The organism is Mesorhizobium sp. M0174, from assembly GCF_040322275.1.
In the GTDB taxonomy this organism is placed as follows: Bacteria; Pseudomonadota; Alphaproteobacteria; order Rhizobiales; family Rhizobiaceae; genus Mesorhizobium.
This window is the reverse complement of sequence record NZ_JAMYTB010000001.1, coordinates 514801-536265: the sequence shown is the minus strand read 5'-3', so window position 1 is coordinate 536265 and position 21465 is coordinate 514801. Positions and strand designations below refer to the sequence as shown.

General features: G+C 63.3%; 23 protein-coding genes. 14 read left to right on the top strand and 9 right to left on the bottom strand.

From position 1 onward, the window contains the following. Positions 1-2: 2 nt before the first annotated feature. Together rfaE1 and NKJ13_RS02640 are read right to left on the bottom strand one after the other, a co-directional pair. Entirely contained in the window at positions 3-1481 is a 1479-nt protein-coding gene (gene rfaE1, locus NKJ13_RS02645) for a D-glycero-beta-D-manno-heptose-7-phosphate kinase (RefSeq protein WP_352740169.1), read from the bottom strand. 139 nt (positions 1482-1620) lie between these two features. Then, a complete protein-coding gene (locus NKJ13_RS02640) occupies positions 1621-2253 on the bottom strand; it encodes a LysE family translocator (RefSeq protein WP_352687813.1) in 633 nt (210 codons plus the stop codon). Positions 2254-2421: 168 nt separating this feature from the next. Between NKJ13_RS02640 and rfaD the strand changes: the two genes are divergently transcribed. Genes rfaD through waaC form a run of 3 tightly spaced genes read left to right on the top strand, consistent with a single transcriptional unit; the run spans position 2422 to position 5326 of the window. Continuing rightward, on the top strand, positions 2422-3372 hold the full coding sequence (gene rfaD, locus NKJ13_RS02635) for an ADP-glyceromanno-heptose 6-epimerase (protein ID WP_352740167.1): 951 nt from the start codon (positions 2422-2424) through the stop codon (positions 3370-3372). Continuing rightward, a complete protein-coding gene (gene waaF / locus NKJ13_RS02630; protein WP_254819251.1) occupies positions 3345-4352 on the top strand; it encodes a lipopolysaccharide heptosyltransferase II in 1008 nt (335 codons plus the stop codon). The genes rfaD and waaF overlap by 28 nt, the downstream gene beginning before the upstream one ends. Further along, positions 4349-5326, top strand: a complete 978-nt coding sequence (gene waaC, locus NKJ13_RS02625; RefSeq protein ID WP_352740164.1) for a lipopolysaccharide heptosyltransferase I — start codon at positions 4349-4351, stop codon at positions 5324-5326. Before waaF ends, waaC begins: the two co-directional genes overlap by 4 nt. Positions 5327-5464: 138 nt before the next feature. Here the strand turns inward: waaC and greA are convergent, their stop codons facing one another. Together greA and NKJ13_RS02615 are read right to left on the bottom strand one after the other, a co-directional pair. After that, the gene (gene greA, locus NKJ13_RS02620) at positions 5465-5938 is read right to left on the bottom strand and encodes a transcription elongation factor GreA (RefSeq protein ID WP_023719113.1); all 474 of its coding nucleotides are present in this window, start codon (positions 5936-5938) and stop codon (positions 5465-5467) included. Positions 5939-6254: 316 nt separating this feature from the next. After that, positions 6255-6794: a tetratricopeptide repeat protein gene (locus tag NKJ13_RS02615; protein ID WP_352740162.1), complete on the bottom strand. Its 540-nt coding sequence runs from the start codon at positions 6792-6794 to the stop codon at positions 6255-6257. A gap of 235 nt (positions 6795-7029) precedes the next feature. Between NKJ13_RS02615 and NKJ13_RS02610 the strand changes: the two genes are divergently transcribed. From NKJ13_RS02610 to NKJ13_RS02600, 3 genes are all read left to right on the top strand, one after another. Continuing rightward, positions 7030-7455 carry a DUF3775 domain-containing protein gene (locus tag NKJ13_RS02610; protein ID WP_254819248.1) on the top strand — a complete coding sequence of 142 codons (426 nt, stop codon included), beginning with the start codon at positions 7030-7032 and terminating at the stop codon, positions 7453-7455. Positions 7456-7531: 76 nt separating this feature from the next. Further along, positions 7532-8497, top strand: coding sequence for an extensin-like domain-containing protein (locus tag NKJ13_RS31570; RefSeq protein ID WP_502901864.1), 966 nt, complete (start codon positions 7532-7534; stop codon positions 8495-8497). Between the two features lie 114 nt (positions 8498-8611). Continuing rightward, positions 8612-9451 carry an extensin-like domain-containing protein gene (locus NKJ13_RS02600; RefSeq protein WP_352740158.1) on the top strand — a complete coding sequence of 280 codons (840 nt, stop codon included), beginning with the start codon at positions 8612-8614 and terminating at the stop codon, positions 9449-9451. Positions 9452-9599: 148 nt separating this feature from the next. On the opposite strand, the gene NKJ13_RS02595 is transcribed toward NKJ13_RS02600, so the two are convergent. After that, positions 9600-9881: a hypothetical protein gene (locus tag NKJ13_RS02595; protein ID WP_352777037.1), complete on the bottom strand. Its 282-nt coding sequence runs from the start codon at positions 9879-9881 to the stop codon at positions 9600-9602. A gap of 123 nt (positions 9882-10004) precedes the next feature. Here NKJ13_RS02595 and NKJ13_RS02590 point away from each other — a divergent pair, with 123 nt between their 5' ends. Next, positions 10005-10712 carry an LssY C-terminal domain-containing protein gene (locus tag NKJ13_RS02590; protein ID WP_352777035.1) on the top strand — a complete coding sequence of 236 codons (708 nt, stop codon included), beginning with the start codon at positions 10005-10007 and terminating at the stop codon, positions 10710-10712. A gap of 42 nt (positions 10713-10754) precedes the next feature. Here NKJ13_RS02590 and NKJ13_RS02585 read toward each other — a convergent pair whose 3' ends face one another. Further along, positions 10755-11774: a zinc-dependent alcohol dehydrogenase family protein gene (locus tag NKJ13_RS02585; protein WP_352737755.1), complete on the bottom strand. Its 1020-nt coding sequence runs from the start codon at positions 11772-11774 to the stop codon at positions 10755-10757. A 125-nt stretch (positions 11775-11899) separates the two neighbouring features. On the opposite strand from NKJ13_RS02585, the gene NKJ13_RS02580 reads away from it, so the two are divergent. The 3 genes from NKJ13_RS02580 to NKJ13_RS02570 all read left to right on the top strand — a co-directional run bounded on the left by NKJ13_RS02580 (position 11900) and on the right by NKJ13_RS02570 (position 15026). Then, positions 11900-12841 carry a LysR family transcriptional regulator gene (locus NKJ13_RS02580; RefSeq protein WP_352737754.1) on the top strand — a complete coding sequence of 314 codons (942 nt, stop codon included), beginning with the start codon at positions 11900-11902 and terminating at the stop codon, positions 12839-12841. Between the two features lie 59 nt (positions 12842-12900). Continuing rightward, the gene (locus NKJ13_RS02575; protein WP_352777033.1) at positions 12901-14211 is read left to right on the top strand and encodes a hemolysin family protein; all 1311 of its coding nucleotides are present in this window, start codon (positions 12901-12903) and stop codon (positions 14209-14211) included. Positions 14212-14288: 77 nt separating this feature from the next. Next, a complete protein-coding gene (locus tag NKJ13_RS02570) occupies positions 14289-15026 on the top strand; it encodes a class I SAM-dependent DNA methyltransferase (protein WP_352684361.1) in 738 nt (245 codons plus the stop codon). 118 nt (positions 15027-15144) lie between these two features. Here NKJ13_RS02570 and arr read toward each other — a convergent pair whose 3' ends face one another. Continuing rightward, complete coding sequence (gene arr / locus NKJ13_RS02565; RefSeq protein ID WP_352506717.1) at positions 15145-15552, bottom strand: NAD(+)--rifampin ADP-ribosyltransferase; 408 nt, start codon at positions 15550-15552, stop codon at positions 15145-15147. A 190-nt stretch (positions 15553-15742) separates the two neighbouring features. Here arr and NKJ13_RS02560 point away from each other — a divergent pair, with 190 nt between their 5' ends. Next, a complete protein-coding gene (locus NKJ13_RS02560; RefSeq protein ID WP_352704151.1) occupies positions 15743-16036 on the top strand; it encodes a hypothetical protein in 294 nt (97 codons plus the stop codon). A gap of 52 nt (positions 16037-16088) precedes the next feature. Here the strand turns inward: NKJ13_RS02560 and NKJ13_RS02555 are convergent, their stop codons facing one another. Continuing rightward, positions 16089-16379: a hypothetical protein gene (locus NKJ13_RS02555; protein ID WP_352506715.1), complete on the bottom strand. Its 291-nt coding sequence runs from the start codon at positions 16377-16379 to the stop codon at positions 16089-16091. A gap of 367 nt (positions 16380-16746) precedes the next feature. Here NKJ13_RS02555 and NKJ13_RS02550 point away from each other — a divergent pair, with 367 nt between their 5' ends. The 3 genes from NKJ13_RS02550 (at position 16747) to NKJ13_RS02540 (ending at position 20352) form a co-directional block, all read left to right on the top strand. Continuing rightward, positions 16747-18744: an ABC transporter ATP-binding protein/permease gene (locus tag NKJ13_RS02550; RefSeq protein ID WP_352751904.1), complete on the top strand. Its 1998-nt coding sequence runs from the start codon at positions 16747-16749 to the stop codon at positions 18742-18744. A 258-nt stretch (positions 18745-19002) separates the two neighbouring features. Further along, complete coding sequence (locus NKJ13_RS02545; protein WP_352450557.1) at positions 19003-19476, top strand: VOC family protein; 474 nt, start codon at positions 19003-19005, stop codon at positions 19474-19476. 81 nt (positions 19477-19557) lie between these two features. Next, complete coding sequence (locus NKJ13_RS02540; RefSeq protein ID WP_352506713.1) at positions 19558-20352, top strand: class I SAM-dependent methyltransferase; 795 nt, start codon at positions 19558-19560, stop codon at positions 20350-20352. A 33-nt stretch (positions 20353-20385) separates the two neighbouring features. Here NKJ13_RS02540 and NKJ13_RS02535 read toward each other — a convergent pair whose 3' ends face one another. Beyond that, complete coding sequence (locus NKJ13_RS02535; protein WP_352506712.1) at positions 20386-21279, bottom strand: transcriptional regulator GcvA; 894 nt, start codon at positions 21277-21279, stop codon at positions 20386-20388. Between the last annotated feature and the right edge of the window lie 186 nt (positions 21280-21465).

Genomic DNA, 21465 nt, shown 5'->3' with positions numbered 1-21465 from the left:
CCTCAGTTCCCGGCGCGCAATCTGCCGATGGTGCCGGTCGTGCTCTTGCCGGCGACGAGATCGACCAGCACGACGCGCCCGCCGGCCTTCTGCACGACATCGGCGCCAACCACCTGATCGACAGTATAGTCGGCGCCCTTGACCAGTATGTCCGGGCTCAGCGCCTCGATCAGTGAAAGCGGCGTATCCTCCTCGAAGATGACGACGGCGTCGACCGAGGCAAGTGCTGCAAGGACGCAGGCCCTGTCATGCTGGTCGTTGACCGGGCGCCCCGGCCCTTTCAGCCGGCGCACCGAGGCATCGCTGTTGAGACCGAGCACCAGCCGGTCGCACTGGCTGCGCGCCGCATGCAACAGGCTGACATGGCCGGCATGCAGGATATCGAAACAGCCATTGGTGAAGCCGACGCTCAAGCCCTCGTCCTTCCACGCTGCCACCAGCCGCGCCGCGGCCGCGGCATCGAGGATGGCATCCTTGTGGGCGACCGGACCATGCGAGCGAAACAGCGCACCGGTGAGTTCCTCGATCGTCAGCCGCGCGGTGCCGCGTTTGCCGACGACGACGCCGCCGGCGGCGTTGGCGATCGATCCGGCCAAGACACGATCAGCCCCTGCTGCAAGAGCCAGCGCGAAGGTCGCGATTACCGTGTCGCCGGCGCCCGAAACGTCGAACACTTCGCGCGCCTGCGTGGCGATATGGCGGGCGTCGTCCGCACCGACGACGCTCATGCCCTTTTCGCTGCGCGTCGCGACGACGAAATCGAAACCGTGCGCCGAAATCAGCTGGCGCGCCGCCGCCTCGATCTGGTCATCGGCAAACACTGCGTGGCCGACCGCCTCGCCGAGTTCCTTGCGGTTGGGCGTGATTGCCGTCGCGCCGGCATAACGCGCATAGTCGCGGCCCTTCGGGTCGACCAGCACCGGCTTGCCCGCTTGCCGGCAGATCGAGATCAGCTCGCCCGCGACGCCGTCGAGTAGCACGCCCTTGCCATAGTCGGACAGGATGACGATGTCGGCGCGTGCCAGCGCTTCGCGAAAATGCTCGACCAATGTCGCGCGCTCGGCATCGCCCAGCGGCTTGATTTCCTCTTCGTCGAAACGCAGCACCTGCTGGTTGAGCGCGCTGAAGCGGCTTTTGGACGACGTCATGCGATCGGCATCCTGCACCAGCCCGCCGGTGTCGACGCCAAATTCGCCGAGCATGCGCATGAGGTTCTTGCCGGCCTCGTCAACGCCGATCACCGAGACCGGTATGACGGCAGCGCCGAGCGAAACGATGTTGGCCACGACATTACCGGCGCCCCCCATCGCCAGCGTTTCGCCGCGCCCGTGCAGCACGGGGATCGGCGCTTCCGGCGAAATGCGCTCGATCACGCCGTTGACGAAACGGTCGAGGATGAAATCGCCGACCACCAGCACGGTGGCGCTGCCGAAGCGCGAAATGGCGCGGTGAAGAGGTTCGGGAGAGGGCAGCTTGATCATGTCAATGCGTGGGAGAGCCGATTTTCGGTGACGGGGAATTCGATTGGCAGGGCCGGCCGTTCATGGCGATGCCGATATACCGCAATTTCAGCCGACGCAACGGCAGGCCTTCGACCGATGACGGCGGCGAGGCAATGCGTCAGCTTTTCTGCAACGCGACATGCACGCCCAGTCCGACAAGCACCGCACCGCCGGCCCGCCGCATCAGGCGCTGCGCCCGGCTCGACTGCCGCAGCCTGGCGATCACTGCGCCGGCCAGCACCACGCAAACAATGTCGGCCGACGAGAACATCAAATTGACGATCGTTCCAAGCACGACGAACTGCAGCCACACCGGAAACGCCGCCGAGGCATCGATGAACTGCGGCAGGAACGCCATGAAGAAAATCGCCGTCTTGGGGTTGAGCACCTCGACGGCAACGCTCTCGAAAAAGGCGCGGCGGGCGGATTTCGGCTGAATTCCCGGCAAGACAACGTCGCTTTGCGCCTTGGCGCGAAACAGCGAAACACCGAGCCAGATCAGATACAGCGCACCGACCAGCTTGACCGCCATGTAAAGCACCGGCACGGCATGGAACAGCACCGACAGGCCGACAGCGGCGGCGAAGACATGAACGTAGCCGCCAAGATGGATGCCGAGCGCCGCCATCAGGCCCGACCAGCGGCCGCGCGCCATGGTTTGCGCAGCGGCATAGAGCATGGCGGGGCCGGGGATATAGGCGAAGATCGCCGTGGTGGCGAAAAAGGCGACAAGCAGTTCGGTTGACGGCATTACCTTGCTCCTGTCGCCGGTTGGCCGGCAGGCCGACTGAAACGTGACGTTTGCGGCGGCACTGTGGCGCTCATCCAGCCGCCCCGCCACCTGCTTTATCGACAGGCCTGCCGGCCTCCCCTATAAGGGCCGGAATCGGCAAGCAACGGCAAGTCAGGGCGTACTAATATGATCATCGTCACGGGCGGCGCCGGCATGATCGGTTCCAACATCGTCGCCGCGCTCAACGCCGACGGTTTCAGCGACATCCTCGTCGTCGACGACCTCACCGACGGCCACAAGATCGCCAATCTCGCCGACCTCGAGATCGCCGACTATCTCGACAAGGACGACTTTCTGGCGCGGATGGAGGCCGGTGACCTCGGCCGCATCGAGGCGGTTTTCCACCAGGGTGCCTGCTCGACCACCACCGAATGGAACGGCAAGTTCATGATGGAGGTCAACTACACCTATTCGAAGCACCTGCTGCACGCCTGCCTGGCCTTGCGCGTACCCTTCCTCTATGCCTCGTCCGCTTCGGTCTATGGCGGCGGCGCCGAGTTTCGCGAGGAGCCGGAATGCGAGCGGCCGCTGAACGTCTATGCCTATTCGAAAAAGCTGTTCGACGACTATGTCCGCCGCACCGTTTTCGATACCGACCATTCGCCGGTCGCGGGCCTGCGTTATTTCAACGTCTACGGACCGCGCGAGGCACATAAGGGCGCCATGGCCTCTGTCGCCTTGCATTTGTTCAACCAGGTCGAACGCGGCGAAAACCCCAAGCTGTTCGGCGCCTATGGCGGTTTCGGGCCCGGCGAGCAGAGCCGCGACTTCATCCATGTCGGCGATGTCGCCGACGTCAATCTGTGGCTGTGGAAACGCGGTTCTAGCGGCATCTTCAACTGCGGTACCGGCAAGGCCCAGCCGTTTCGCGCCATTGCCGAAACGGTGATCGATACGCTCGGCAAGGGCCAGATCGAATTCATCGAGTTTCCCGACCACCTCAAGGGCAGCTACCAGAGCTTTACGCAAGCTGATATGTCCCGCTTGCGCGCAGCCGGTTACAATGGCCAGTTCCGCACAGTGGAAACCGGCGTCAGAGACTATGTCGAATGGCTGAAAGCCCAACGATCCTCGTGATCGGCCCACGCTGGGTGGGCGACATGGTGATGGCGCAGTGCCTGTTCCAGGCGCTGAGGGAGCTTCATCCGAACGCCGCCATCGACGTGCTGGCGCCGGCGTGGGCAGCACCGCTGGTCAAGCGCATGCCCGAAATCCGCCAGCAGATCGACCTGCCGCTGCCATCCGGCGCGTTCGAATTCCGCGTCCGAAGGCGCTTCGGCCGCCTGCTGCGCGGCCGCTACGACATGGCCTTTGTCCTACCGGGAAGCTGGAAGTCGGCGCTGATCCCGTTCTTTGCCGGCATTCCGCGCCGTGTCGGCCATCTCAAGGAAATGCGCTACGGGCTGCTGACCGACATCGTGCCGTTGCCCGATCGCCTGAAACGGCGCACCGCGCAGGCCTATTTCAGCCTTGCCCGCGGCGGCGCCTTCCAGGCACCGAAGCTCGCTGTCGATCAAGCCAGCCAGGCGGCACTGCTCAGCCGTTTCGGGCTGACGGCGGGGAAATTCGTGGCGCTGATGCCCGGCGCAGAATTCGGCCCGGCCAAGCGCTGGCCAAGCGAACACTATGCCGGCCTTGCCCGCGAGATGATGGCGAAAGGGTTTGGCGTCGCGCTGTTCGGATCGAAGAACGACGCCGAGGTGACGGCTGAAATCGCGGCGCTGGCGCCGGGCGCCTCCGACCTTGCCGGCCAGACGCGGCTGGAGGATGCCATCGACCTGATCGCCGCGGCGAGGTTCGCCGTCTCCAACGACAGCGGGCTGATGCATGTCGCCGCCGCCGTCGGCACGCCGGTCGTCGCCGTCTACGGCTCGACCTCGCCCGACAACACGCCGCCGCTCGCCGAACGCCGCGAACTGGTCTGGCTCGGCCTGTCCTGTTCGCCCTGCCACAAAAAAATCTGCCCACTCGGTCATCTCAACTGCCTGAAGACGCTGGAGGTCGAACGCGTCGTGGCGGCGGCGGAGCGGCTGCTGGAAATGCCGGCCGCCGCATGAAGGTGCTGATCGTCAAGACGTCGTCGATGGGCGACGTCATCCACACCTTTCCCGCAGTGGAGGACGCGCGCCGCGCCCGCCCGGATATTTCCTTCCACTGGTGCGTGGAAGAGGCCTTTGCTGGCATCGTGGCGCTGCACCCGGCGATCGCTTGGATTCAGACGATCGCCATCCGGCGCTGGCGCAAGCAGAACCTGTTCGACGCCGGCATCTGGCGCGAGGCGGCTGGCTTGCGCCGCGCCTTGCGGGTAGGCCATTACGACCTCGTCATCGACGCGCAGGGGCTGCTGAAATCGGCGCTGGTGGCGCGGCTGGCGGCAGCACCAATTGCCGGCTTCGACCGCTCGAGCGCACGCGAACCGTCGGCGACAATGTTCTACGACCGGCGATACTCGGTGCCGCGCGACCTGCACGCCATCGAACGGACGCGGCGGTTGTTCGGGCTGGCGCTAGGTTACCAGCCCGATCTCTCCAACCTCGATTCCGGCATAGTGCCGCCAGCCGACGGCTCGGCCTCGATCGCCGGCCAAACTGCCTTCCTGCTGCACGGCACCAGCCGCGAGGACAAGAAATGGCCGGTTGCGGACTGGATCGAAATCGCCAGGCTTCTCGTGGCACGAGAGATGACCCCGGTCACCACCTGGTCGAACGACCGGGAACAGGCGGTTGCCGAAGCGATCGCCCGCGCCGTTTCGCAAACCGTGGTGGTTCCCAGATCGCCGCTTGCCGAGATCGCCGCCGTCATCGGCGGCTCGACGCTGGTCATCGGTGCCGACACCGGCCTGACCCATCTCGCCAGCGCCTTCGGCGTGCCGACGGTGGCTGTATTCCTGGCGACGGAGCCCGGCCTGACCGGCCCGCGCGGGCCGTTCGCATCGACGCTACTGGCCGCGCCTGGCCGCAGCGTCACGCCGCCGGAGGTGATGGCGGAAGCAGAGAGATTGCTGGCGCTTAAATTACAAGGCTCTGCATAGGACCTTTTCAGAATTCGCTCTGGCGAGTCGAATAGCGTGGTTTTCGAGAACCGGAGCGGAGCGTACTTAAAGTACGTGAGCACCGGAAGGGCAGAAAACCGCGCTAGTCGGCCGCCAGAGTAGAATTATCAAAAGGTTCTAAATGAATTGCACCTGGACGATCTCATAACCCCTGGCGCCGCCCGGTGCGTTGACCTCGATAGCATCGCCCACTTCCTTGCCGATCAGGGCGCGCGCGATCGGCGAGGAGATCGAGATGCGGCCGGACTTCACGTCGGCCTCCTGGTCGCCGACGATCTGGTAGGTCTTTTTCTCCTCGGTATCCTCGTCGACCAGCACCACGGTGGCACCGAACTTGACCTTGTCGCCGCTGAGCTTGGTGACGTCGATCACCTCGGCCCGCGCGATCAGGTCCTCGAGTTCGTTGACCCGGCCCTCATTGAGGCTCTGTGCCTCTTTTGCCGCGTGATATTCGGCATTTTCGGAGAGGTCGCCATGCGAGCGCGCTTCGGAAATCGCCTCGATGATACGCGGCCGCTCCTGTTGCTGGCGCCAGCGCAGTTCTTCCTTCAATGACGCGAACCCCTCGCCTGTCATCGGGACCTTGTTCATAATGCCTGACCTTTCCTGCCGCCGCCCCCGCAATCGGGAGCGACCTTGTCGATGGTACAAAAAGAAAACGGTCCGGCAGCCTCGCTAACGGAACCGTCTCACCACAATCTTTGCAAGATATAGCAATCTTCGCGGGTTTTTCACGTCCAAAAAGTCGGATTTTGAAAAATCATCCACCGATTGCGCGGCTGACCTAACGTCAAGGAGCGCATCACGTGTACCGTGATGCCAAATTCCAGTTCGGAGCAGCATGTGAGCACAGCAAAAAACCGGCTGCGATCGCCGCAGCCGGTATGAGCAGCGTCCGGAGGTCGGATCAGCTCCTCATGAAATGATCGATCTGCTCCGACAGCATGCCGTATTCGCGAGATCCCTTGCCCGTGCGCTTCTCGATTTCGCGGAGCTGCTCCTGGGCGCCGGCAAGATCGCCGATCTGCAGGTGCGCCTCGCCGAGATATTCGCGTACCAGCGTGTAGTTCGGGTCGATGCGCAGCGCTTCCTCGTAATAGCCGAGGCCGACGGTGACGCGGCCGGAATGGCGGTGCGAATAGCCGAGATAGTTGAGGATGCGTGGGTCCTGCTTGTTGGCGGCGAGGCTGAGCACGGCGATCGCCTCGTCATAGCGTCCATCCATCGCCAGCGCGCGACCGGCATCATAGATGCTGTCGTCATCCAGCATACCTTGCTTGGGCGAGACACATTTCTTCTGCTTCTTGTCCCAGGCCTCCCCCTTCTTGCACTGGCTCTGGCCGCCGCCGCCACCACCTCCCCCGCCTTCACCAGCCGAAAACGCCGGAGCCGCAATCAGCGGCAGGGCGGCAATGGCCATGGCGTAAATCAGCAATCGTCTGCGCATTACACTCTCCTTTGAACCTGACAATGCAACACTAACGCCGGGCCAAAGCCGTTTCGTCCCGGAAAATGTCATCCTATCTCAAAACCGCGATCTCTCCCAGCAAGGCCATCTTATTCCGGGAAGAGAGGGCATCATAATCATGGTTCGCGACTAACGCCCACGCGCAAGAGAACGTGACGAGCGCTGCAAATCCGCTATCATCGGGCCGACCGAGCACGAAGCAGGGAGACGGCCGGTGCAGCAACGCGTTGAACGAGACTGGGAGCTTTCGATCGGTCCCGACACCGTGCGCCTGTTCATCCTGAAGGCGAAGGCGCTCAGCGCCGCCGTCAACGAAGACTATGCCGACGGCGCCGAGCACGAGGTAGAGCTCGACGGCAACGCGCACGACAACCACCATCATGACGGCCTTGCCGAGGAAAGCTCCGAAGATCTCACCGAGGAAGAACTGCGCGAGCTGATCGACGATCTCAATGTCGACGAAGCGGCCGAACTGATTGCGTTGGCCTGGGTTGGCCGCGGGGACTATGACGCGACGGAATGGACGGACGCGCTGACCGCCGCCCGCGAGCGCGCCAACAAGCGCACGGCAAAATATCTACTCGGCATGCCGCTGCTGGCGGACTGGCTCGAGGAGGGGCTGGAAGCGATCGGCGCGTAACAGCGCGGTTACCGATTGTGATCGCCAGCCCCCCTCGCCCAAGGCAACTTCGCTGCATTCTGGCCGTTGCGATACAATGGCGGCGTTTGGCTTTTTCAGATTGGGCAGATTGCTGCTGGCCGTTGCGGCTACGCCGCTGGCGGGACCCGTTTCAGCCAAGGCCCCCGAGCTGCCGCCAACCGCACCGGTTCCGCAACTCAACCAGCAAGTCACTCCGCCAGCACCAACCGAGATCCCGGTCCCCGAACCACGCCCCGCTCCGGAGGCTGAGCGGCCCAAAAACGGTCAGCCTCAAAACGATCAGCCCCAAAATGGCCAGTCCAGGACCGAGCAGCCGAGACCGCCGGCGATCGCACCACAGCCGCCTGAAAAGCCGGCGCAGGCCGAGCCGCCGGCAAACTCATCGGTCGCGCCACGAAACCCGGCCGAGGCAGACAAAAAGACGGAGCAAGAAATCCTTCCCGATCCTCGATCGGTCGCCATTGCCGAGAAAGAAATGCCGGCCGAGGAATGGGCCTGCCGCAGGCGGCTGAAATCGATGGGCGTCGATTTCGTGGAGCGCAAGCCCGAGCGCGATGCGGCGGTCGGTTGCTCGATCCCCTACCCGATCGTGCTGAAGACGCTCGGCAAATCCATCGCCATCGGTCCGGAGCCCGAGCTGAATTGCCAGATGGCCGAGGCCGCCGCACGCTTTGCTGCTTCGGTCATCCAGCCTGCTGCAAAGGCGGAGTTTGGCGAGGACCTCAAATCGATTGGCCAGGCCTCCGCCTTTGTCTGCCGGTCGCGCAATGGTGGCGGCAAATTGTCGGAGCACGCCTTCGGCAATGCGCTCGATATCGCCAGCTTCAAGCTTTCGGACGGGAAGGAGATCGATGTCGGCCCGGCGCCGCCGGAAAAGGACGCGAAATTCCTGGACGCAGTGCGCAAGGCAGCCTGCGGGCCGTTCAAGACCGTGCTTGGCCCCGGCAGCGATGCCGATCATTCGCAGCATCTCCATTTCGATCTCGAACCGCGCCGCAATGGCGGCACGTTTTGCCAATGACGCCGGCCGCGATGATGGGCGCCGCAATTTGGCCGCAGACGTGAACGGCGCCGCTGATTTTTCCTTTACTCTTCAGGTTTAGAGTCTGTCCCATCTGGGACAGGAACCCTTCCGATGGCCGGGCTAATTCGCGCTGCGCTTGTCGCTGCGCGGCACACAGGACGCGCGCGCATGGCCGGCAGGCTTGCCGTCGTGCTTGCCATTGCGGCGGTCTCCGCCTGCAACACCGGCAGCGTGCTGTCGCTGCAGCCGGCCGTCGACGTCGGCAGCCAGACCGCTGCCGTTCCGCCCTATTCCGGCCAGCAAGATTCCGGCCCAGAATATTCCGGCATGCAGCGCCTCGTCCCATCCAACCCCTATATGACGGCCGCCTATCCGCGCATGGACAATCCGATGTCGCCGGCCGAACAGATGCCGGCCGCAGAGATCGATTGCCGCAAGGAGCTGAAACGCCTCGGCGTCGTCTACACCGACGTCGCGCCGATCCATGAAGGCCAATGCGGCATCGATTATCCGGTCAGGGTCTCGGCCATCGGCAGCGTCGCGATGAAGCCGGCCGCGACGCTGACTTGCGACATGGCCGCCAGCTTTGCCGGCTGGACCAGGAATGAACTCGTCCCGTCGGCCCGCTGGCGCTATTTTTCAGGCGTCAAGACCATCCACCAGGGCTCGAGCTATTCCTGCCGCAGGATCGCCGGCGAAGGTGTTTTGTCGGAACACGGCAAGGGCAATGCGCTCGACGTGATGAGCATCGAGCTTAACAATGGCGACGACATCGACGTCCGCAAGCCCGGCCTGTTCGCCTTCCGCACGCGCGGCTTCCTCAACAATGTGCGGGCCGATGGCTGCCAGTATTTCACCACCGTGCTCGGCCCCGGCTATAATTACGACCACCGCAACCATTTCCATTTCGACATCAAGAACCGCAAGAACGGCTATCGCGCCTGCCGCTGACCATTCGGGTTTTCAGATGAAATGCGACAAGTCATTTCGTGCAACAGCGCCTGGATCAGCCGCGCTGTGTGTCGCCGGTGAAAGCCATGACGTGCTGCGCCACCAGATCCTGGCCGTGCCACAAGTTTCGTCGCGGATTCCGCTTTCCTCAAGCATGCTGACGGCGCGGAACAGATACTGCGCGGACGAACCCCAATGTCCGGCTGCCCGCGCCAGCGTCTGCGTCCAGATCAGCGAGCCGTAGGCAAAGACCCAGAGCGCTTTGGCGCCGGTATTCCAGAAGCAGCTGCTCGACAAGATCATCGAACTCCGCGTCGCTATGCTCGGTCGTCCCCGGCTCGGGGCCGGGATCCGGCTCGACCCGTTCGACCAGCGCGATAAAGTCGGCGGTCAACGCCATGGCAGTGCCGCGCGCCGGTTTACCCTCCATCACGCCCTCATTCGTGCTAGCCGGTTCTACGCCATTTCATGCTAAAATATGAGGATAGACCGGTTGCGCGCCGCTTGCCAAGGATTTCGACGGCCCGACGGGCCTGCCAGTTCGAGCCAATGCATGAGCCAACGAAGCCTTCGACGACGTGCAACGACCTGGCTGGTGGCATGCTGTGCCGCTTATCTTTCGCTCGCCTATTTCGCCGCGCCTGAGTTCTGGACGTTACGGGACCGCAATTTTCGCAATCAGCAATTCGAGATGGTGACGCACACGCCGCAAGGCATTCCGGGCGATCCGATCAATGTCGGCCTTGTCGGCACCAAGAAGGAGCTTGTCCATGCTTTTGCCGTCGCCGGCTGGGATACGGCAGACGCGGTCTCGCTGAAGACGGCGATCGAGATCGGCGAAAGCGTGCTGTTTGAGCGCCCCTATCCCGACGCGCCGGTCAGCCGGCTGCTGTTCGAAGGCCGCGCCCAGGACCTAGCCTTCGAAAAGCCGGTCGGCGACAGCGCCGACCGGCGCCACCACGTCCGCTTCTGGCAGACCGCTGCGACCGGAGACGACGGCCGGCCGCTTTGGCTTGGCTCGGCAAGCTTTGACCGCGGCGTCGGCCTCAGCCATGACACCGGCGCGATCACTCATCACATCGGCCCCGACATCGACGCCGAGCGCGATGGGCTGATGCACGACCTCTCCGCCGCCGGCATGCTGATCTCGACCAGCGAGATACCAGGCGTCGGCGCCACAAGGACCGGGCGCAACGGCGAAGGCGATCCCTATTTCACCGACGGCAAGGCCATCATCGGCGTACTGCTGCAACTGCCGTAGGCGCGCGATCGGCCCGTCTGACAGCCATTTCGCCCGATGGGCTCAGGGGACGGTGATCACGATCTTGCCGAACGGTCCGGTCTCCAGACGCTCGAATGCCTGCGGCACCTCGTCGAAGCCAAACACCCTGTCGATCACCGGCCTGATCGCGAGCGTCTCGATCGCCTGGTTCATTCGTTCGAAGGCGCGGCGGTGGCCGATCGATATGCCCTGCACGACGATCCGGTTGCGCAGGAACGGAATGATCGGGAAACTGAGCTCCATGCTGCCGAGAAGGCCGATGAGCGACAGCCTGCCGTCGGCGCCCAGCGCATTGAGCGAGCGCCGCGCGTTGTCGCCGCCGACCATTTCCAGCACGTGCCTGACGCCGGCGCCGTCTGTCAGCTCGCGGGCGACCTCGTCCCATGCCGGATGGCTGTGATAATTGATCCCCTTCCAGGCGCCGAGCGCTTTTGCCCGCTCGAGTTTCTCGTCGCGGCTCGAGGTGACGATGGCGCGCAGGCCGAAAGCGGCGGCGAACTGCAGCGCAAACAGCGACACGCCGCCGGTGCCCTGGATGAGAACGGTCTCACCCGGGATAGGCTTGGCCGCCTCGACCAGCGCGAACCACGCCGTCAGCGCCGCGATCGGCAGCGTCGATGCCTCGACATCGCTGAGCGACGGCGGCGCCGCCACGGCGGCATCCTCGTGAAAGAGCACATGCTCGGACAGCATGCCGGGCAGTGACGAACCAAGCGTATGCTTGTGCAGCACCGGCGGGGCGTTGCCGTCCGGCCAGTCGGCGATCACCTGGCCGAGCACCCGCTGCCCGATTCCGAAGCGGCTGACTTCGCTGCCGGTGGCGACAACTTCGCCAACCGCGTCCGATGTCGGCACGAACGGCAAGCTGAGGTCCGGTATCAGCACGCCATCGACGATCATCCTGTCCTTGTAATTCAGCGATACCGCTGTGACGCGTACCAGAAGATCATGCGGCCCGGGTCGGGGCAGCTTTCCCTCGGCCGGCTTCAAACTGGACAGGCCGAAACCGGTCATCTGCCAGGATCTGTTTTGGGTGCTCATTGGTTCGCGCTCCGTGGTTGATGGTGGGCGAGACATTTATGCCGTTTCACTATGGAGAAAAGTGCTTCCATGTGGCATATTCTGCGACAGATTAAGGAGCAAAACTCTACAATAGGAGCGCTTCATTGGAATCGGCCAATTTGCAAGGCATCGTCGCATTCGTTCACGCGGTGGAGGCCGGCAGCTTCACCGGCGCCGGCGCGCGGCTGCATGTCACGAAATCGGCGGTCGGCAAGTCGATCGCGCAGCTGGAACAGCGATTGGGCGTCCGCCTGCTCAACCGCACCACCCGCAGCCTCAGCCCGACCAGCGAGGGCCTGAGCTATTACGAAGCCTGCGTCAGGGCACTGGCCGAGATCGAAGCCGCGCAGTCACTGCTGGCTTCGCGCAAGCAGGTGCCTTCCGGGCGGCTGCGCGTCGACCTGCCTTTGGCCTTCGGCCGGCGGTGCGTCGCCCCGGTTCTGTTCGACATTTCCAAAAAATTCCCGGACCTGACGATGGAAATCTCGTTCAACGACCGGCGCGTCGACCTGATCGAGGAAGGCATCGACCTGGCGGTGCGTATGGGCGACCTCGACGACAGCTTGTCGATCGCCGCGCGCCGCATCTATGCCCAACGTTCGGCCATCTGCGCCGCCCCCGCCTATCTCGACGCCCATGGCAGGCCGCTATCGATCGAGGACCTGGCCAGGCACAGCCTCATCGGCTACGGCCGCGACGGCACGGTCCACCCCTGGACCGTCAGGCATGTCGACGGCCGTCTCGAAAAATTCGCGCCCAAGGCGCGGCTGGTGCTCGGCCACGGCGAACCGATGCTCGATGCGGTACTGGCCGGCTGCGGCATCGTCTATCTGCCGACATGGCTGACGGCCGACAGCATCAGGCGCGGCGAGCTCGAAATGGTTCTGTCGGACTGTCTTGTCGAAAACACCGTGGTGCATGCCATCTGGCCGGTAACACGCAATCTCGCGCCAAAGGTGCGCGTCGTCGTCGACGCCCTGATCGAGCATTTTTCCGCGCCGCCCTGGGATGCGGCATGGATGCCGCCTGATTGCCCGGCTCGCTAAATTTAAAAAGCGCGACCGTCCTATTTTCGAAAACCGCGCGGCAATGCTATGGACCCGGCATGCTTTATGCTGAAATTGCCATCGTGGTCGTCCTCATCTGCGTGAACGGCCTTCTGTCGATGTCCGAACTCGCCATCGTCTCGTCGCGGCCGGCGCGCCTCAAGACGATGATCGACCGCAACGTCAAGGGCGCCGGCCGGGCCCTGGCGCTCGGCGCCAATCCGGGAAAATTCCTGTCCTCGGTGCAGATCGGCATCACTTTGGTCGGCGTCTTGTCCGGTGCCTTTTCCGGCGCCACGCTCGGCGAGCGGCTGGCCACCTCCCTGGCGTCGGCCGGCATCCGCGAAAGCCTCGCCGATCCGCTCGGCGTCGGCATCGTCGTCGCCCTCATCACCTATGGCTCGCTGATCATCGGCGAACTGGTGCCCAAGCAGATCGCATTGCGCGACCCCGAACGGGTAGCCGTCAGGGTCGCCCCGGCAATGACCATCCTCGCCAGCGTCTCGGCGCCGCTGGTCTTCCTGCTCGATTTTTCCGGCCGCGCCCTCCTGTGGCTGCTTGGCCAGCGCGGCCAGAGCGAGGACAAGGTCACCGACGAGGAGATCAAGATGCTGGTCGCCGAAGCCGAGCACCACGGCACCATCGAATCCGACGAACGGCGGATGATCGCCGGCGTCATGCGGCTCGGCGACCGTGCCGTGCGCGCGGTGATGACGCCGCGCACCGAGGTCGACTGGATCAATCTGCAATCCGACGAGGCGGCCATCAGGAAGCTGCTGATGGACACCCAGCATTCGCGCCTGCCGGCCGGCGACGGCGGCGTCGACGCCATGATCGGCGTCGTCCAGACCCGCGACGTGCTGGCGGCGATGCTCGGCGGCCGCGCTCTCGACCCGCGCCGGCACGTGCGCACGGCCCCAATCGTGCATGACCAGGCCGATGCGCTGGACGTGCTTGCGACGCTGAAGGAATCCGACGTGCCGATGGCGCTGGTACATGACGAATACGGCCATTTCGAAGGCATCGTCACCCCGGCCGACATACTGGAAGCGATTACCGGCGTCTTCCGTTCGGATCTCGATGCCGGCGAAGAGGAAAACGCCGTCAAGCGCGAGGACGGCTCATGGCTGCTTGCCGGCTACATGCAGGCCGACGAGATGGCGGAGGTCCTCGGCATCGACCTGCCCGAGAACCGCGACTACGAAACCGTCGCCGGCTATGTGCTGTCGCATTTGCACCATCTGCCGGCGACCGGCGAATGTGTCGACGCGCAAGGCTGGCGCTTCGAGGTCGTCGACCTCGACGGCCGCCGCATCGACAAGCTCATCGCCACCCGCCTGCCCGGCCGCCACCGCGAGGTCGTGCGGTAAACGATCGACGCGACTTATGGGCTATATGCTCGCGGCGACACCGCTCGCACAGTCAAAGTTGATTGGGAATACCGCCTATGGTCGACCACCTTTTCGCCGACCCATATCTCGCTGCCGTCTACGATGCCTGGCACCCGAGATCTGCGCGCGACGACTATGATTTCTACCTGCCCCGCATTCTAACAGCAGACGCGGTGCTTGATGTCGGATGTGGAACGGGCACCCTCCTTCACGAGGCACGCCTGGCCGGACATTCAGGGCGGCTCTGCGGCATCGACCCGGCACCCGGCGTGTTGAATCGCGCACGAACACGCGCGGATATCGAATGGGTTCTCGGCGATCTCCAATCGGCCGGCTGGACAGCTGAGTTTGATCTCATTGTGATGACGGGGCACGCATTCCAGGCCCTTGTCAGCGACGAAGACCTGAGGGATTTCATGGCGGCTGTCCGACACGCCCTTGTGCCAGGCGGATGCTTCGCGTTCGAAACGCGGAACCCTTCGGTGCGGGCGTGGGAGCACTGGACACCCGAAAATGCGGTCGTCGTTGAGCTGCCTGACGGGTCGCTGGTGCAGATCACAACAGAGGTGATCATGCCGTTCGATGGACAGACGGTGACATTCACCCACAGGTTCGGCGGAAAGCATCCGAGCCTTCCGCAAGTTAGTCGCAGCACCTTGCGATTCCTCGAGACGGACGCCTTATCGAGCCTGCTGGGGAACGCGGGGCTACGGATCGAACAGCAATTCGGCGGCTTTGACGGCAGCCCACTTGGCCCTTCGAGCCCAGAGATCATCACGTTCGCGACGAGATGAAAAGGAGCATCCGCTCTCCAGCCCTGCAAGCAACGACAACTCGCGGACCCATTGCGGACGTGGAGCCGTATTTCGCGGGGACTGCTGCCGACCGTAGGCTAGGGCCAAACTTGGCAATTCAATCGATCGCCTCGATGCCTTGTGCCTTCAGCCGTTCGAGATGGTCCTTCATCTCTTTCAGCCGCTCGGGGGAGTGGCCCTGCCATTCGGTGACCTCGCCCGTGATCCTGAGCGGCTCGCGGCAGCGATAGGACTGCGTCGGATTGCCGAGAAATTTCTTGTCCGTAAGATTGGGGTCGTCCATGACCGGGCCGGTTGGTTCCACGATGTAGATCCTTTCGCGTCCGTCACCGGCGGCCAGTTCTGCACCCCAGATAGCGGCATCCAGAGTGCCGGTTAGATAGACCCAGGCTGCCTGCTTTCGCGCCCCGTAATTGGAGCTGTAACCGGCTTCGATCAGGTCTCCCGGTTTAAGGTCGGCCCGGGTGCCGTGGTAGAATTGGCGCGGCTTGTCGGGGGCTGTCATCGGCTCATCCTCGCTGTCTCAGGCGTCATGGTGTTGTGGTGCGCACTATTTCATGCACGTCATCGAATCAACCGTCTGGCCGTTCGGTTATCGGACGTCCCCCCATTCCGGTCGTCCCGCCCAAAGCACGCTTCCGGTCGGCTGCCGGTGCGGGTATTATCGGCGCCCTGAACGTCGCTATGGTGGAAAAATGGATCTGCAAACCTTCAGGGATTCGATTGCAAAACCACAGCCGCCAGCCGGCTTGAGCCCTGCCCTGCAGGCGTTGTGGTGGGATGCAAAGGGCGATTGGACTAAGGCGCACGAGTGCGCGCAGCAGCGCGACAATACGGCGGGCATGCACGTGCATGCCTATCTCCACCGCAAGGAAGGCGACCAGTCGAATGCGGAATATTGGTATCGCCGCAGCAACGCGGCGCCGTCGACCTTAACGCTTGACGAGGAATGGCAAGAGTTGGCACGTACACTTTTGCAGCAAAGCTGACGCTTGCTCAGTCATCGTAAAATGGCCGGTCCTGCATCCACTCTCCGGGGTTTCAGCTGGCGCCCTGTGGCTTGTCCCTGCCGTTCCATTCCGCATTGCGCGCCTGCGCCTCTTCGGCGATCAGCTTGAACTCCCGCATCTTCGTAGCTTCGATGGCAAATGCGCGGCTTGGCAGGACGCCAGGGTCCTCCTGACTGTTCTGAAACTGAAAACGGGCCTCCAGTTCGGCCCATATTCGCTCGGGTGCCGTATCCTTGCTGGCAAGCAGCGCAACGACCAGCGCCAGAGTCTCGCGCTGGGCGTTCAGCCGCCCTTCGATCTCTTCATTCGGCAATTCGGACATGCGGGTCGCTTCCGGTTTCTGGCTCAACGGCAAAATCGCACCCTTGTTCCGGAATTCGGGGCTGGCGCGGTCCGGCTGGGCAGCAAATGCTCGCAATCGCAATCGAGATGATCTCTCCTCCTCGATCCTGTTGACTCGGGCCGATGGCACTTTTCGCGCCGCTTGCGTCCAGCCTCTTCGAATGCAGCATGCGGACAAATCTTGAGAGCCTGAGCGAATTCTGCCCCGCAACGATCAAAGCCTGTCATCGAGAACGACCATAGGCTGCTGCGAGCACCGGAACAGCTGCGAAGCCTTGGCGTTGTTGGCATCTCGGATCTCGAGCGGACGCTATGAAACCTTCTGATTTTTAAGCCGTTATCGCCGGATGCCCGAGGCTAAATTTAAGCTGAAATCGGTTGACGGCGCCCGAACGCGCGATGCCGAGAAGTCGCGCCGCGAGAAACAATCGACTGTCGAAGTCGCGTCAGAGGTCGTCGGCCAGCCCGCGCCGCCGCCGGATGTCACCGAACCCGATCCTGAGCTGACACCTGAAGAGGCAGAGCGGGCGCGCAAGAGATACCTGCTTAAGCGCTTCTGGATCAGCGCGAGCGGTTACTGGAGCGGCAGTGGCGACAGGGTCGCCTGGCCGTTGACGATCGGGCTGTTGGTCCTGATCGTCGCCAATGTCGGCTTCCAGTATGGGATCAATGTCTGGAATCGCGCAATTTTCGACGCCATTGAGCAACGCAATGCCCACACCGTATATTGGCTGAGCGCCGTATTCCTGCCACTCGTGATCGGAAGCGCCAGCCTTGTGGTGGCACAAGTCTTCTTTCGCATGAGGATACAGCGCCGCTGGCGGTCCTGGCTCACCACCGCGGTCATCGCGCGCTGGCTGGCAAGCGGCCGCTACTATCAGCTGAACCTCGTCGGCGGCGATCATAGCAACCCCGAAGCCCGCATCGCCGAGGATTTGCGGATTGCCACCGAATCGCCCGTCGATTTCATCGCCGGTGTCATCGTCGCATTTCTGTCGGCCTCGACCTTCATCGTGGTGCTCTGGACGATCGGCGGCGCCCTGACCCTGACGATTGCAGGTTCGACCGTCACCATTCCCGGCTTCCTGGTCATCACCGCAGTGCTCTATTCCGCGATCACGTCCACTTCGATGGCGGTCATTGGCCGCCATTTCGTCCACCTCTCCGAGGAAAAAAATCAGGCGGAAGCCGAGTTCCGCTACACGCTGACGCGCGTGCGGGAAAACGGCGAGAGCATCGCATTGCTCGGCGGCGAGGAGGAGGAGCGCAGCGGCATGGACAAGACATTTGCCCATGTGCTCAGGCAATGGGCGCTCCTTGCAGGCCAGCACATGCGCACGGCACTGGTGTCTCAGGGGTCGAGCCTGTTTGCGCCTGTCGTGCCGGTCTTGCTTTGCGCTCCAAAGTTCCTCGAAGGCAGCATGACACTTGGACAGGTCATGCAGGCTGCCTCGGCCTTTGCCATCGTGCAGGGCGCGTTCGGATGGCTGGTCGACAACTATCCCCGTCTCGCCGATTGGAACGCCTGTGCACGGCGCATCGCCTCGCTGATGATGTCGCTCGACGGGCTCGAGCGGGCGGAACAGAGCAACACGCTGGGACGCATAAAGCGCGGCGAGACCGGCGGCGATGCGATGCTCAGCCTGAACAATCTCTCCGTGTCGCTCGACGACGGCACCGCCGTGGTCAAGGAAACCGAGGTCGTGATCGAACCAGGCGAGCGGGTGCTCGTCGCCGGCGAATCCGGCTCGGGCAAGAGTACGCTGGTGCGGGCCGTCGCGGGTCTGTGGCCATGGGGTAGCGGCAGCGTCAACATCCGCGCCGACAGACGGTTGTTCATGTTGCCGCAACGGCCCTACATCCCGACCGGGACGCTTCGCCGCGCTGTCGCCTATCCAGGCGCCGCCGACAACTGGACGCTGGATAAGATCAAGGCTGCCCTCGACAAGGTGGGGCTCGACTACCTCAACGACCGGATCGAGGAGGACGCGCCATGGGACCAGACCTTGTCGGGTGGCGAAAAGCAGCGCCTCGCCTTTGCGCGTCTTCTGCTGCACCGCCCCGATATCATCGTGCTGGACGAGGCAACGTCGGCACTCGATGAGAAGAGCCAGGACAAGATGATGGAGATGATTATTCGCGAATTGCCGAAGGTCACCATCATAAGCGTAGCGCACCGCGCCGAGCTGGAGGCCTTCCACAGCCGCAAGATCACATTGGAGCGGCACAAGGGCGGCGCAAAACTTGTCAGCGATATCGAACTCGTCCCGCGCAAGGACAGACGGAACTTGCTCATGCGCCTTCTGAGGCAACGGCGCGCCAACGGAAAGCCAGCGCGACCTTGAGCAAAGCGGCGCTGCCCTACGCAAAGAGTGAGGCCGCCGGTCGGACCAGGCGGACCATCGCCGGTTCGAGTCACTGCCCGCATCTGGTCCTGAAAGCACCAGCCGTGGTACCTTGATTCCGGGCAGCTGCTGCTGCCGGAACGTCGATGGCACGAGCGCATTTCCATGTCCGGTGCAACGCCGAGGCCAGCTGTGAAAAACCCGGGTTGATTTCAAAAGCCCCGATTGATTTCGAAAGCAAAGGGACCAGCAATGACAATCGCCAAGAACACGATCTGCCTTTGGTACGACAAGGACGCCGAGGCTGCGGCCCGCTTCTATTCCGAGATTTTTCCCGACAGTTCGGTGAAATCCGTCCACCGCGCTCCCAGCGACTACCCGTCCGGCAAGGCAGGCGACGTGCTGACGGTCGAGTTCACGGTCGCCGGCATCCCCTGTCTCGGCCTCAATGGCGGGCCCGCGTTTAAGCACAACGAAGCCTTCTCCTTCCAGATCGCCACCGACGATCAGCAGGAGACCGACCGCTATTGGAACGCCATCGTCGGCAATGGCGGCCAGGAAAGTGCCTGCGGCTGGTGCAAGGACAAATGGGGCATCTCCTGGCAAATCACGCCGCGCGTGCTGACCGAAGCGATGGCCGCCGGCGGCGATGAAGCAAAGCGCGCATTTGAAGCGATGATGGAGATGAAAAAGATCGACGTTGCAGCGATCGAGGCGGCGCGGCGCGGCTGACAGTTCGGGGTTAGCCCGACGCGAAAAGATCAGGGCAGAGCGGCCGGAAATGCTGCCGGCCCACCTCCAGACAGGCGTGCGATGGTGTTGAACTGCGCTGAGTTTTACGACGCCGAACTGCGGCGGCACAACGAGGTATTCAGGGCTGCGGTCAAGGCGGGAACGCGCGATTGCGTGCTCGATATCGGATGCGGTTCGGGACAATCCTCTCGTGATGCCGCCCGTGTCGCGGTGGAAGGGAGCGTGCTCGGCGTGGATGTATCGGCGCAGATGCTCGAGATCGCCCGGAGCCGTAGCGCCGAAGAAGGATTGCGAAACGTCGCCTTTGAGCGCGGCGATGCGCAATTGCTGGTATTTCCGCCTGCCGGCTTCGATCTGTGCATCAGTCGATTTGGCGTGATGTTCTTTGCCGATCCGGCGGCGGCGTTCGCTAATATCGGCCGGGCGATGCGACCAGGGGCACGTCTTGTGTGGATGGTATGGCAATGCCAGGACCGTAATGAGTGGGCAACTGCCATTCAGGGGGCAATTGCGCCGGGGACCGCCATATCGGCGGGCGCCGCCACCCCGTTTTCGCTTGGCGACCCCGCCATCACCGCGGAGATCTTGCGTGCATCCGGTTTTGTTTCGGTCGACTTTGCCGAAGTGCGTGAGCCGGTCTTCTACGGCCAGGACGTCGATGCGGCCTATGACGCTTTGCTTGGCCTGCAACTGGTCAAGGATCCGCTCGCCCGCGCGGATGTGGATGTCGACGCGGCGCTACGGCGGTTGCGCGATCTGCTCGACGCGCACTTGACCGCGGACGGTGTGCTTTTCGACTCGCGCGCCTGGATCATCACCGCAGTTCGGGCGAGCCGACAGTCACCGGGCGATTGACCCGTAGACGATCCTGTTCTCTCGGCCTTCCTGTCAGTCCATTTGCGGCGTGACTTCTGAAAGCAGCCAATCCCTGAAAGCCTTGACCTTGCGCTGACGGATCGCCTCCGGCGGGTAGACGAGATAGAAGCTGGAAGGGGATTTCAGGGCGTGGCCGAAGGGGCGGACAAGCCGCCCGGCGGCGAGGTCGGCCGCAACGAGCATGGTCCGACCCAGCACCACCCCCTCGCCTTGTGCAGCCGACTCCATGGCAAAGGTGGCAGAGTCGAAGGTAATCCCGCTCTGCGGGTCCACGCCCTCGACCCCGGCGCTCGCCAGCCAGGTCGCCCAGTCGATCGGAAAGCTGTCACGGATCAGCGTGTGGTGTCTGAGGTCCTGAGGCGTGCGCAGCGGATGCGCACCCTCAAGAAGCTTTGGGCTGCACACTGGAAACACCTCCTCGCCGGTGAGGAACTCCGACGTGAGCCCCGGATAGTTTCCGCTGCCATAACGGACGGCGACATCGATGCCGTCGCCGAGGAAGTTGGTCAGCTTCCCGCTCGTCGAAACCCGTACATCGATGTCGCCATGCGCACGGTGAAAGCGGTAGAGGCGTGGCACCAGCCATCTCCCCGCGAAGCCATCGGAGGTGCTGACGTTCAGTGTCGAGCTCGAATAGCGGGCCGTTGCCGCAGCAGTGGCGGCGGCCAACTGGTCGAGCACCTCGCGCACCGCCCGCGCATAGGGCTCGCCGACGGCGGTCAGGCTCACCGAACGCGTACCGCGCTCGAACAACTGCACACCGAGCTGATCCTCAAGGTTCTTGATCGCCCGGCTGATCGCACCGTGGGTGACATGAAGTTCCTCTGCCGCCTTGGAGAAACTCAACAGGCGCGCCGCCGCTTCGAAGCTCGGCAAGGTGGTGAGGGGAGGCAGCTTCCGGGGCATGGATCGATACCTATATGTGAGCGATGCTCACACATTGTCGCCGATAAGTCGTTTGTCGTCCAGGCCGGAAGACGGCATGTTTGCTCGCGTATTCAGTCATTCACCGCCGCTGCAAAAGGCGATTTGATGTGACTTATACTCTCGCTGACGAAAGTCGCGGGGCAACTGCTGAAACCAAAACTGCCG